This window comes from Burkholderia sp. Bp8998 (assembly GCF_003854235.1).
GTDB lineage: Bacteria > Pseudomonadota > Gammaproteobacteria > Burkholderiales > Burkholderiaceae > Burkholderia.
The window spans coordinates 81606-93549 of sequence record NZ_QTQF01000031.1 but is presented as its reverse complement, the minus strand read 5'-3'; the positions used below and the strand labels follow the sequence as shown (position 1 = coordinate 93549).

The 11944-nt window shown below is 65.9% G+C and carries 10 protein-coding genes and 1 pseudogene; 3 read left to right on the top strand and 8 right to left on the bottom strand.

The window, feature by feature from the left end; genetic code table 11:
- From DIE06_RS38465 to DIE06_RS27115, 3 genes and pseudogenes are all read left to right on the top strand, one after another.
- Positions 1–643, top strand: a pseudogene (locus DIE06_RS38465) (type VI secretion system tip protein VgrG); the annotation flags it as partial.
- Positions 644–697: 54 nt separating this feature from the next.
- Positions 698–1087 carry a hypothetical protein gene (locus DIE06_RS27120; protein ID WP_260433777.1) on the top strand — a complete coding sequence of 130 codons (390 nt, stop codon included), beginning with the start codon at positions 698–700 and terminating at the stop codon, positions 1085–1087.
- Positions 1053–1943 (top strand): hypothetical protein, encoded by an 891-nt coding sequence (locus DIE06_RS27115; RefSeq protein WP_124664014.1) that lies wholly within the window; start codon positions 1053–1055, stop codon positions 1941–1943. Before DIE06_RS27120 ends, DIE06_RS27115 begins: the two co-directional genes overlap by 35 nt.
- 124 nt (positions 1944–2067) lie before the next feature.
- On the opposite strand, the gene DIE06_RS27110 is transcribed toward DIE06_RS27115, so the two are convergent.
- From DIE06_RS27110 to DIE06_RS27075, 8 genes are all read right to left on the bottom strand, one after another.
- Positions 2068–2967, bottom strand: coding sequence for an SMP-30/gluconolactonase/LRE family protein (locus tag DIE06_RS27110; RefSeq protein WP_124664013.1), 900 nt, complete (start codon positions 2965–2967; stop codon positions 2068–2070).
- Positions 2968–3012: 45 nt separating this feature from the next.
- Positions 3013–4032: an L-arabinose ABC transporter permease AraH gene (araH, locus tag DIE06_RS27105; protein ID WP_124664012.1), complete on the bottom strand. Its 1020-nt coding sequence runs from the start codon at positions 4030–4032 to the stop codon at positions 3013–3015.
- Between the two features lie 30 nt (positions 4033–4062).
- Positions 4063–5607, bottom strand: a complete 1545-nt coding sequence (gene araG / locus DIE06_RS27100; protein WP_124664011.1) for an L-arabinose ABC transporter ATP-binding protein AraG — start codon at positions 5605–5607, stop codon at positions 4063–4065.
- A gap of 20 nt (positions 5608–5627) precedes the next feature.
- Positions 5628–6632: an arabinose ABC transporter substrate-binding protein gene (locus DIE06_RS27095; RefSeq protein ID WP_124664010.1), complete on the bottom strand. Its 1005-nt coding sequence runs from the start codon at positions 6630–6632 to the stop codon at positions 5628–5630.
- An 80-nt stretch (positions 6633–6712) separates the two neighbouring features.
- Positions 6713–7642 carry a Gfo/Idh/MocA family protein gene (locus DIE06_RS27090; protein WP_124664009.1) on the bottom strand — a complete coding sequence of 310 codons (930 nt, stop codon included), beginning with the start codon at positions 7640–7642 and terminating at the stop codon, positions 6713–6715.
- A gap of 24 nt (positions 7643–7666) precedes the next feature.
- The gene (locus DIE06_RS27085) at positions 7667–8596 is read right to left on the bottom strand and encodes a dihydrodipicolinate synthase family protein (protein ID WP_124664008.1); all 930 of its coding nucleotides are present in this window, start codon (positions 8594–8596) and stop codon (positions 7667–7669) included.
- 51 nt (positions 8597–8647) lie between these two features.
- Positions 8648–10006 (bottom strand): MFS transporter, encoded by a 1359-nt coding sequence (locus DIE06_RS27080; RefSeq protein WP_124664007.1) that lies wholly within the window; start codon positions 10004–10006, stop codon positions 8648–8650.
- Between the two features lie 109 nt (positions 10007–10115).
- Complete coding sequence (locus DIE06_RS27075; protein WP_124664006.1) at positions 10116–11867, bottom strand: IlvD/Edd family dehydratase; 1752 nt, start codon at positions 11865–11867, stop codon at positions 10116–10118.
- Positions 11868–11944: the final 77 nt, after the last annotated feature.

Here is an 11944-nt window from a genome sequence, read left to right as displayed (position 1 = left end):
CACAACGATCAAGGGCAAGAAGGTCAGCACCCCGGAACAGGGGGCTACATCCGAGAGTCAGCCGGCCGCGTTCGCGAGCTGCGATCCGCTCAACTTCGGGTTGCGCTTCCATCACTTCATCGACGGGGCTAAACAGGGCGATACGCCACCCGATATGCCGATACGCCGGAATGTTGAGTATCCGGTGACGAAGGCCTATACGGCGGCGATCAAGACGGTGCTCACCGGGATCGAGTGGGGCAAGTTCAAAACGTCGCCGAGTGGCGAGATATCGGACGAGGCGAAGGAAAGTATCGCGCTTGCGGTTGGCAATGTATTGAATACCGCCCTTGCGGCGGGGCCGTTTGGATTGCCAAGAGGTTCTTCAGGTGACCGGATGAGGTCAAATGGGGCGACTCCCAAGATCGATATTGTTAATTCAAAGGAAGGTCAGTCCAGATATAACATGCGCCCGGACGTAAGCGCGTCGTTTTCCACGCCGAAGTGGACGATTGTAATTCAAGAGGCAGAAATCATGAAGATCATTGCGGCGACAAAAAATGATACCACCTTGGATGGGACGCTGAAGGCATTCGCGGACATGCTTTATCACGAAGCACGACATTGCCAGCAGGCGTTCTGGATGATGGCCTTGCTTCAATAACATCCGAGCGACTATTCGATTTTCTCGCAGGCAATGCGGGTGTATGACGACAGTATGCATAAGGATATCTTTGACGCAGCCAAAAGGACGCAACTTCCAGATGACGCGCGGGTGATGGCGGGGCTGCATCGCATGTTGGTTTTTCACTATTACTGGATGATTTCGTATCTACAAAATCAGACGGGCGGAGCCTATGTAAAACTCGATGTACCAATTGCACAGGCCGAGGTGTGCAAACTGTTGAGAGCGTCGCCAGAAACGGCGACCAAGATGGTGAGTTTCGAAGAGGGTTACCGGAGTCAGTTACATGAAGAAGATGCTTATGCGTGTGCAGAAGTGGTGCAAGCCTATTGGGACCGCCCTGGTCGTGCTTTCGTGCGTAACCCCGGTACATGCACAGGAGGATACGATGCTTCACTTAACGCCATTGGGGGAGGGATTTGAAACGCAGACGACCGACGAAGAGCAGCGCGTCATGCTGCGCGCCATCCTTAAAACAGCAATGGCGATCCTGCGCGATGACGCGCCATACGATCCTGAACATATTGTCTTTGGAAAAAACTACACAACGTGGACGCACCCTCCTGCAAAAGGGTTTCTTTATAAATACGCCAATCGTGCGCTGCGCGGGACGAAGATTGAGTTTTCCACAGGTGACGATCCGGAGGATTACAGCAATGATCGCGACAAGGTGAAGATTGTCCCGGCCGGAGTAAGAATTGTCGTTGACGCAAGGGTTGCCTATCTACCCGATACGGAAATCAAATCGCTTCTTCAGCTAGAGGACTATTGGATTGATCATCGAGGGAATCGTCGATATGGGAATGAAATAATGGGGCGCACCCCCGATGCTCCCAATTTGCAGTCCTTTCGCTACCGCTCAAAAGATATCCCGGGCAGTAAATTTCCTATCGATGTCGAGCTTTTTTATATAAATCCCCCGGACGGATCATTTTCACCCTTCCTCGATGAAGTTAGAATAAGCCGCACATACAAGATTTTGACGCCAGAAGAACGCGAACAGCGCCGGTTAGAAGAGCAACAAGTGAAGCGCCACAAATACGGGCTGATGAATCTGTGTACGGGCATGCTGTGTCCTGAAACGGGGATCTGGCAGGGATATACCAAGACTTCCAGTTCGGATATTCATATGATCCGGAAGGGACATAAATTCCCCGATGTCCGCACGCTGACCCCTCGGGAGCAAGCGGAGCGAAACCAGTACACGAACTTGTTTGAGCCGGGTCAGTGGATGTGGGTAAAAGAATATGTGGAGCCGGAGTGGAGGAAGGAAGGCTGACCCGGATCAAGCGTGAGCCGGAAAGACGAAAGTCCATAAGCAAAATCGCGTTCAAGACATCCCTTCCGAACAAACCGGATTCTTGTCCGCGAATGGATGGACTCCTCCCGTCATTGCCGGCCATTCAGGCCATGGGCATCCCCGCAAACCTCGCAGTCGGCAACCCCGCGTACCGCGTCTGCGCGACGAACACGCCGCCGGCATCGGCATCGCTCGCCAGCGCGTCGTCGCTCAACCCGATGCGCGCGCTCGTCACGTACAACCGGCCTTCGCCGTCCAGCGTCACGCAGCTCGGCTGCGCGGTCGGCACCGCGATGCGTTCCGTCTCGACGCCGTCCGCGGCGTAGCGCACCACCCGCCGGCCGCCCCACTGCGCGTTCCACAGGCCGCCGTCGCGATCCATCGTCGAGCCGTCCGGATCGCCGTCCGCATCGGTCAGCCGCACGAACGGCCGCACGCCGGCCACACCCGCACGGCTGTAATCGCACACGCGGATTTCACGCACGAGCGAATCGCAGAAATACATCTTCGAGCCGTCCGGCGAGAACGCGATGCTGTTCGCGATCGCGGCCGGCGGCAACGCAAGCCGTTCGAGCGTGAGGTCGGCATTGAGCCGGTAAAACCCGCCGACCGCGCGCGGCGGGTCACCGCCCTCGTCCTTCATCCCGAACACGAACGCGCCGGACGGATCGCAGCGGCCGTCGTTCAGGCGCGTCGGCAATTCGGGCTCGACGTCGACGATCCGCGTGAACGCGCCGCTGCGCAGGTCGAAGAACGCGAGATGCGTCGCGAGCCCGACGAGCAGCACGTCCGGATCGTGCGTCAGCGCGAAGCACGCAAGCCGCTCGGGCATCGGCCACTGCGCGAGGTCCGAGCCGTCCGCGCGGCAGCGCCACAGTTGCGCGCCTTCGATATCCACCCAGTACAGCGCGTGCGTCTTGTCGCACCACGTCGCGCCTTCGCCGAGCGTGTTGCGGGTATTCGCCAGCAGCGTCGCCGACGCTGCCGGATGATTCTGTTGCATTCCGTCTCCCGATATGTGTCGCATTCGCAGGCAGCCGCGCATTCGTCAGATCTTCATCGCGCGCCGCTGGTTGCGACGATACTGGTCGAACAGCACCGCCAGCAACAGAATTCCGCCGCGTATCAGATATTGGTAAAAGGTCGGCACGTTCAGCAGGCTCATCGCGTCCTGCACGGAGCCCATGATCAGCACGCCGACCAGCACGCCGGAGATCGTCGCGACGCCGCCCGTCAGCGACACGCCGCCGAGCACGCACGCGGAGATCACGCCGAGCTCGAGGCCGACCGACGTCTTCGGATCGCCAAGGCTCATCCGCGATGCGAGCATCACGCCGGCGAAGCCGGTCACGAGCCCCTGCAGCACGAACACCGCGATCTTGATGCGCATCACCGGCAGCCCCGCGAGCAGCGCGGCCTCGCCGTTGCCGCCGACGGCCAGCACGTTCTTGCCGAACACCGTCTTGCGCAGCAGGAAGCCGAACACGACGAAGCCGACGATGTTGCTCCAGATCGGATACGAGATGCCGAGGAACGAGCCGGAACCGAGCTCGAAGAAGCGTTCCTCGGAGATCATCACCGCGTCGCCGTTCGACGTGATGAACGCGAGCCCGCGCACGACTTCCATCATCGCGAGCGTGACGATCAGCGAGTTGATCCGCCAGCGCGCGATCAGCACGCCGTTCACGAGCCCGACCGCGCCGCCCGCGAGAATGCCGGCCGCGGTGCCGAACAGCACGCTGTGCGTCGCGGTGATCAGCGTCGACGCGACGACGCCCGAGAACGCGACGATCGACGCGACCGACAGGTCGACTTCGCCGAGCGCGAGCACGAACATCATCGTCACCGCGATCGAGCCGATCAGCGTGACCGACAGCAGCAGGCCCTGGATGTTGCGCGGCGTGAGGAAGTCCGGCACGGTCAGCGACAGCGTCGCGAACAGCACGAGAAACACCATCACGATGCCGGAACGGTTGATCAGCTGCCACACGCCGCCGCGCGCTCGCGCGGGCGCGGCTGCGGCATCCGGGGATGGGGAAGTACGTTGGGGTTGCATTGCCTGGCTCATATCAGTTGCTTTCCGGTTGACTGCGGGCCGCTAGCGCGGCAGCGCGAGCTTGATCAGCGCGTCGGGCGTCGCCTGCGCCTTCGCCACCTCGCCCGCGATCCGTCCTTCCTTCATCACGATGATCCGGTCCGACACGCCGATCACCTCGGCCAGATCGCTCGACACGATGATCACCGTGCGGCCCGCTTCCGCGAGTTCGTAGAACAGGTTGTAGATTTCCGCGCGCGCGCCGACGTCGATGCCGCGCGTCGGCTCGTCCATCAGGAACACGTCGATGCGCTCGGCCAGCCAGCGCGCGAGCACGACCTTCTGCTGGTTGCCGCCCGACAGCGCGCCGATCGGCGTGTCGCCGTCGCGGGTCTTGATCGCGAGCCGCTCGATGTAGCGCTGCGCGAGTTCGCGTTCGCGCCGCGCGTCGAGCAGCATGCGCGCCGGGCTGAAATGACGGCGCGCGCTGATGTTCAGGTTGTCGGCCACCGACGCGATCGCGACGATGCCTTCCTGCTTGCGGTCCTCCGGGCACAGCGCGATGCCGGCGCGCACCGCATGACGCGGGCTCGCGAACGCGACGCGCTTGCCGCCCAGCTCCACGTGCCCGCCGCTCGGGCGCGCGGCGCCGTACAGCAGCTTCATCAGCTCCGAACGGCCCGCGCCGACCAGCCCGAAGAAGCCGACGATCTCGCCGCGCCGTGCGGCGAACGACACCGGCTCGGACAGGCCGGGCCCGATGAGCCCCTTCGCCTCGATCAGCACGTCGCCGGCCGCGCGCGGCCGGTAGCCGTACACGTCCTCGATCGAGCGGCCGACCATGCAGCCGATCAGCCGGTCGCGGTCGAGCTCGGCGACCGATTCGAACGTCTCGATCCGGCGGCCGTCGCGGAACACCGTCACGCGGTCGCACAGCGCGTCGACTTCCTCCATCCGGTGCGTGACGTAGATGATCGCGCGGCCCTCGGCGCGCAGCGAACGGATGATCCGGAACAGTTGCGTCGTCTCGCGCGCGGACAGCGAACTGGTCGGTTCGTCGAACGCGATCACGCGCGCGTCGCGCATCAGCGCCTTGCCGATCTCGATCATCTGGCGCTGGCCGATCGACAAATACTTCACCGGGATGTCCGGATCGATGTGCTCGCCGAGCCGCTCCAGCGCATCGAGCGCGCGCACCGCGAGCGCGCGCTCGTCGACCACGCCGAGCCGGCTCGGCAACTGCCCGAGCATCAGGTTCTCGGCAACCGTCAGCTCCGGCACCAGATGCAGCTCCTGGTAGATGATCGCGATGCCGGCCTCGAGCGCGGCGCGCGTCGACGCGAAGCGCTGCACCGTGCCGTTCAGCGTCAGCGTGCCGGCCTGCGGCTGGTTCACGCCGGACAGCACCTTCAGCAGCGTCGACTTGCCCGCGCCGTTCTCGCCCATCAGCCCGTGCACCTCGCCCGCGCGCACCGACAGCGACACGCCATCGAGCGCGCGCACGCCCGGGAACGTCACCGTGATGCCATCGAGCGCGAGCAGCGCGGCGGCGCCGGGCGAAGCCGCGTCGCCATCGCGGGACACGGCCGTGATCGTCTGCATCGTCATCGCGTCGTCGCCCCGCACGCTCAGATGCCGAGTTCGGCGCGCACGGCCTGCCAGTTCGCGCGCGTCATCAGCTTGCCGCTCGTCTGCGTGTCGGCCGGCGGCGCCTTGCCGTTGCGGATCCAGTCGACGAGGTTCTGCGTGCTGTCCTTGCCGTGGTTCGTCGAGCTGACCGCGATCGTCCCGTAGAAACCGGTCGGCTCCTTCTTCTGGAATTCGGCGAACGCCTCGCCCGCGCCGTTGATGCCGACGCCGATCACGTCGGCCGCCGGGATGTGCAGCTGTTCGGTCGCCCGCACCGCGCCGAGCACGGTTTCCTCGTTCAGCGCGTAGACCACCCACTTCTTGATGTTCGGATGGCGCGCGAGCACCGGCGCGGCCGCGCTGAAGCCACCTTCGTCGTCGGTCGTCTTCTGCGGCGCGTCGAAGATGTTTTCCTTGCGGAAGCCGTTCGCGAGCAGCGCCTGCGTCGCGCCGTCGGTGCGCAGCTTCGCGGTCGGCAGCTCGTAGTTGGTGACGCGCAGCGCGCCGACCTCTTCCGGCTTCCAGCCGCGCCGCTTCATCTCGTCGGCGATCGCCTGGCCGACCTGGTTGCCGATCTTGGTCGCCGACATCCCGAGGTGCGGCACGTTCGGCAGCGGCTTGCCGGTCGAGTCGACGAGCTGGTCGTCGACCGTCACGAACTTCATGTTGTAGCGCTTCGCGCGCGACGCGATCGCCGGCCCGAGGCGCACGTCGGGCGCGCAGATCACGAAGCCCTGCGCGCCTTGAGAGCCGAGGTTGTCGATCGCGGCGAGCACCTTCTCGCCGTCCGGCGTGCCGATCTTCACGACCGAGAAGTTCTCCTTCTGGCCGAGCGCGGCGGCCGCGTTCTGCTCGTTGATGAACCATGCCTGCTCGGGCATCTTCACCAGGAAGCCGATCTTCAGCGGTGCGTCGGCGTGCGCCGCGCCCTGCATCCCGAGCGGTGCGAGGCAAAGCGCGGCCAGCAGCGCGCGCAGGGTGTGTCGGCGAATCGTGCGGTTCATGCGTGTCTCCTAGTATTGGCTTGGGTCTTCAACATCCGTCGTGCACGGTCGCGCTCGCGATGGAGCGCGCCGGCACGTTTTCAGCGGCCGAACGCGTCGGTCCCGACGCGCCGCCCGAACAGGAACGCGTCGGCGACGAGCCGCAACGGCCGTACGTCGACGTCGCTTTCGCCGCGCGCGATCAGCGCGCGGAAATGCGCATAGAGCGCCGGATACTCGCGCTCCGGCCCGATCTCGACCGGCGCGCCGTCGATCGACAACTGCGCGCCGCCGCGGCTGATCGCGAGCACGCCGTCCGACGTGTCGACCGCGATCTCCCATTGCTCGACGGGGCCGTGGCGCCAGTCGAATTCCGCACGCACGGGCACGCCGTCGGTATCGGCGCAATCGAGCTCGGCCGCGATCGGCATCTGCGCGTCGCTCGGCACGTAGAGCGTCGCTTCGCGCAGCACGAGTTCGCGCGGCAGGATCCGCGTGACGATCGACAGCGCATTGATGCCCGGATCGAACACGCCGAGGCCGCCGGGCTCCCAGATCCACTGCTGCCCCGGATGCCAGCGCCGCACGTCTTCCTTCCAGCGCACCTGCACCGCGCGGATCGTGCGCGTCGCGAGCCACGCGCGCGCCGGTTCCACCGCGCTCGCGCAACGCGAATGCCAGGTCGCGAACAGCGTGAGGCCGCGTTCGCGCGCGAGCGCGTCCAGCGCGGCCACTTCGCCGAGCGTCGCGCCCGGCGGCTTCTCGAGCATCACGTGCTTGCCGGCTTCGAGCGCCGCGCGTGCCTGCGCGTAGCGCACCTGCGGCGGCGCGCACAGCGACACCGCATCGAGCTCGCGCTCGGCGGCCAGCAGCGCGCTCAGGTCCTGATAGTTGCGTACGCCTTCGACCTCCGCGTGACGGCTCGCGCAGGCCGACAACGCGAAGCCGGGTTCGGCGGCGATCGCCGGCAGATGCTGGTCGCGCGCGATCTTGCCGATCCCGATCACGCCCAGCGAAATCACCTTGCTCATCTGCGTTCCTCCTTCGTCACGCGCTCAGTGCGCCCAGCGCAGCACGAGCGGATCGAGCCGGCGTGCGATCGCGAGCAGCTCCGCGCGCGTGTCCGGATGCAGTTCCGGCATCGGATGCCGCGGCCGCTCGCACGCGATCACGCCGCCTTCGCGCATCAGCGCCTTCGCGGTGAGGATCCCGGACTGGCGGTTCTCGTGATTGATCAGCGGCAGCCACGCCTGGTAATGCGCGAACGCATCGTCGTGCCGCCCCTCGCGGAACGCTTCGAGGACCGGCCGGATGCCGTCCGGAAACCCGCCGCCCGTCATCGCGCCGGTCGCGCCGGCGTGCAGGTCGGCGAGCAGCGTGATCGCCTCCTCGCCGTCCCACGGCCCTTCGATCGCGTCGCCGCCGAGCCGGATCAGCTCGCGCAGCTTGTTCGCGGCGCCCGGCGTCTCGATCTTGAAGTACGCGACCTGCTCGATCTCGCGCGCCATCCGCGCCAGGAACGGCGCGGACAGCACGGTACCGCTCGCGGGTGCGTCCTGGATCATGATCGGGATGTCGATCGCATCCGACACGCGCGCATAGAAGTCGAAGATCTGCGCTTCAGGCACGCGGAACGTCGCGCCGTGATACGGCGGCATCGCCATCACCATCGCCGCGCCGAGCTGCTGCGCGCGCAGGCTGCGCGCCGCGCAAACCTGCGTGCTGTAGTGCGACGTCGTGACGATCACCGGCACGCGGCCGGCGACGTGTTCGAGGATCGTGCGCGTGAGCACGTCGCGTTCGTCGTCGGTGATCGCGAATTGCTCGGAGAAGTTCGCGAGGATGCACAGCCCGTCCGAGCCCGCGTCGATCATGAAATCGACCGCGCGCTTCTGGCTCGCGAGATCGAGCTCGCCGGTGTCGGAAAACGTCGTCGGGACGACGGGGAAGATGCCGCGATAGCGCGGCGTGCTGCTCGATGTCATGGTTCGGTCCTGCATCAGTCGAAGCGGCGTTCAGCCGGAAAAGCAAGGCGTTCAGGATTCGCGGGCGAATGTGCCCGCGGCCGGCTCGGGCGCGCGCAGCGCGGCGCGGACCACGAACGTCATCAGCACCGCGAACAGCAATGTCGCCGCGAGGAAGTACAGGCCGGCCGCGAGGCTTCCGGTCGAAGCCTTGATCAAGCCGATGCCATACGGCCCGAAGTAACCGCCGAGATTCGCGAGCGAATTGATCGCGGCGATGCCGACCGCCGCGCTCGTGCCGGTCAGGAATTCGCCGGGCAATGCCCACACGACCGCCTGGATCGAATAGAGCGAGAACGCGGTGAGGCAGATGAACGCGAACTGCAGCACGGGCTGCCGCACCCACGCGCTCGCGGCCATCGTCACGGCGGCGGCTGCCGACACGACGACGATGTGCCAGTAGCGCTCGCGCTTGCGGTCCGAGTGGCGCGGCACGACCAGCAGGCCGACCACCGCGAACAGGTACGGCACCGCGGACAGCAGCCCGGTCGCCGCGTCGCCGGCGCCGAACGCGTGGATGATCGTCGGCAGCCACAGCGACAACCCGTAGATGCACAGCGGGAACGGCAGGAACAGCGCGGCGAGCAGCAGCACGCGGCGGTCGCGCAGTGCGGCGAGCGGATTGCCGTGCGAATCGGGACGATAGGTGTCGCGGTCGGCGGCGAGCTGCCGCGCGATCCAGCGGCATTCGTCGTCATTCAGCCAGTGTGCCTGCGCCGGCGACTCGGGCAACAGCCGCAGCGTCGGCCATGCGAGCAGCACGGCCGGCAAGCCGCTGACGACGAACAGCGTCTGCCAGTCCGACAGCCCGAACAGCCCATGCGTCGACAGCAGCCACCCGGCGAGCGGCCCCGTCACGATGCCGGCGAGCGGCTGCGCGAGGACGAGCAGGCCGATCACGCGGGCACGGTCGCGCATCGGAAACCATTGCGTGAGGAAGTACAGGATGCCGGGATAGAGGCCGGCTTCGGCCGCGCCGAGCAGGAAGCGCAGCACATAGAAACTGGTGGGCCCCTGCACGAGGGCCATGGCCATCGTGATCACGCCCCATGTCGCGAGGATGCGTGCGAACCAGACACGGGCGCCGAAGCGTTCGAGCGCGAGGTTGCTCGGCACCTCGCACAGGAAGTAGCCGATGAAGAACAGTCCGGCGCCGAGCCCGTACGCGGCATCGCCGAGGCCGATCGCCGCGTTCATGTGCAGCTTCGCGAAGCCGACGACGGTACGGTCGACGTACGCGACCACGTAGATCAGCGCGAGGAACGGCACCAGCTTGCGCGTGAGCATGCGGGTCAGTTGCCGTTCGTCGACGGCTGCCGGCGAGTCGGACTGTTCCGCCGCGGCGTGCGCGGGCGTGTACTGCGTCGTCATCTTGTCTCCTGTCGGTCCCCGTTAGCGCTTACGGGGACCCCATGCTTCGCGGTCGGTCTGCGTTAGCGCTTCAGCGCTTACGTGGGTCCCATGCTTCGCGGTCGGTCGCTCAATGCGAATGGCTCGGCACATCGGCGCCGCGCATGCCCACCAGGAAGTCGAGGTCGCATCCCTCGTCCGCCTGCAGCACGTGATCGATATACAGCCGCGCATAGCCGCCCTTGCCGAGCTGCCCGGCCACGCCCGGCGCCGCGGTCGGATCGACGTCCGACAAACGGCGCTGCAGTTCGTCATCCGAAATGTCCAGATGCAGCGTGCCGGCCTCGCAGTCGAGTTCGATCCAGTCGCCGTTGCGCACCGCCGCGAGCGGCCCGCCGGCAGCCGCTTCCGGCGCGACGTGCAGCACGACCGTGCCGTACGCGGTGCCGCTCATCCGCGCGTCCGAGATCCGCACCATGTCCTTCACGCCCTGGCGCAGCAGCTTCGGCGGCAGCCCCATGTTGCCGACCTCGGCCATCCCCGGATAACCGCGCGGCCCGCAGTTCTTCAGCACGAGCACCGAACTCGCATCGACGTCGAGCGCTTCGTCGTTGATCGTCGCCTTGTAGTGATCGAGGTTCTCGAACACCACCGCGCGGCCGCGATGCTTCAGCAGCTCGGGGCTCGCCGCCGACGGCTTCAGCACCGCACCGCGCGGCGCGAGATTGCCGCGCAGGATGCAGATGCCGCCGTCCGCGATCAGCGGGCGGTCGAGCGGGCGGATCACCTCGTCGTCGTAGTTCGGCGCTTCGCGCACGTTGTCCCACAGCGACTTGCCGTTGACCGTCAGCGCGTCCGGGTGCGGCAGCAGCCCGCCTTCGCCGAGCCGGCGCAGCACGGCCGGCAGCCCGCCCGCGTAATAGAACTCCTCCATCAGGAAGCGCCCCGACGGCATCAGGTCGACGATCGTCGGCGTGTCGCGGCCGATACGCATCCAGTCTTCCAGTTCGAGCGGCACGCCGATGCGGCCCGCGATCGCCTTCAGGTGAATCACCGCGTTGGTCGAGCCGCCGATCGCCGCGTTCGCGCGGATCGCGTTCTCGAACGCGGCGCGCGTGAGGACCTTCGACAGCACGAGCCCTTCGAGCGCCATCTCGACGATGCGGATGCCCGACATGTGCGCGAGCACGTAGCGGCGCGAATCGACGGCCGGAATCGCCGCGTTGTGCGGCAGCGCGACGCCGAGCGCCTCGGCCATGCACGCCATCGTCGACGCGGTGCCCATCGTGTTGCAGGTGCCGGCCGAGCGCGACATGCCGGCTTCGGCCGACAGGAAGTGATGCAGGTCGATCTCGCCGGCCTTCAGCGATTCATGCAGCTGCCATACCGCCGTGCCCGAGCCGATGTTCTTGCCCTCGAGCTTGCCGTTCAGCATCGGCCCGCCCGACACGACGATCGCCGGCACGTCGCAGCTCGCCGCGCCCATCAGCAGCGCGGGGGTCGTCTTGTCACAGCCGGCGAGCAGCACGACCGCGTCGATCGGATTGCCGCGGATCGCTTCCTCGACGTCCATCGACGCCAGGTTGCGCGTGAGCATCGCCGACGGTCGCAGATTCGATTCGCCGTTCGAGAACACCGGGAACTCGACCGGGAAGCCGCCGGCCTCGGAGATCCCGCGCTTCACGTGCTCGGCGAGCTTGCGGAAGTGCGCGTTGCACGGCGTCAGTTCGGACCACGTGTTGCAGATGCCGATGATCGGCCGGCCGTCGAACTCGTGATCTGGAATGCCCTGGTTCTTCATCCAGCTCCGGTACATGAAGCCGTTCTTGTCATTCGTGCCGAACCATTGGGTGGAGCGCAGCCTGGGTTTCGTTGCCGACATCGTCAGTCCTGTGGTGACGGGATACCGGCGCAGTATGGGCAGAATTTTGATAACTGGCTAATGACGTTTTTGGCGAT

Coding starts and splice junctions, on each gene's coding strand:
- DIE06_RS27120 (WP_260433777.1), top strand. CDS start 698: ATGCATAAGGATATCTTTGACGCAGCCAAAAGGACGCAACTTCCAGAT.
- DIE06_RS27115 (WP_124664014.1), top strand. CDS start 1,053: ATGCTTCACTTAACGCCATTGGGGGAGGGATTTGAAACGCAGACGACC.
- DIE06_RS27110 (WP_124664013.1), bottom strand. CDS start 2,967: ATGCAACAGAATCATCCGGCAGCGTCGGCGACGCTGCTGGCGAATACC.
- araH (WP_124664012.1), bottom strand. CDS start 4,032: ATGAGCCAGGCAATGCAACCCCAACGTACTTCCCCATCCCCGGATGCC.
- araG (WP_124664011.1), bottom strand. CDS start 5,607: ATGACGATGCAGACGATCACGGCCGTGTCCCGCGATGGCGACGCGGCT.
- DIE06_RS27095 (WP_124664010.1), bottom strand. CDS start 6,632: ATGAACCGCACGATTCGCCGACACACCCTGCGCGCGCTGCTGGCCGCG.
- DIE06_RS27090 (WP_124664009.1), bottom strand. CDS start 7,642: ATGAGCAAGGTGATTTCGCTGGGCGTGATCGGGATCGGCAAGATCGCG.
- DIE06_RS27085 (WP_124664008.1), bottom strand. CDS start 8,596: ATGACATCGAGCAGCACGCCGCGCTATCGCGGCATCTTCCCCGTCGTC.
- DIE06_RS27080 (WP_124664007.1), bottom strand. CDS start 10,006: ATGACGACGCAGTACACGCCCGCGCACGCCGCGGCGGAACAGTCCGAC.
- DIE06_RS27075 (WP_124664006.1), bottom strand. CDS start 11,867: ATGTCGGCAACGAAACCCAGGCTGCGCTCCACCCAATGGTTCGGCACG.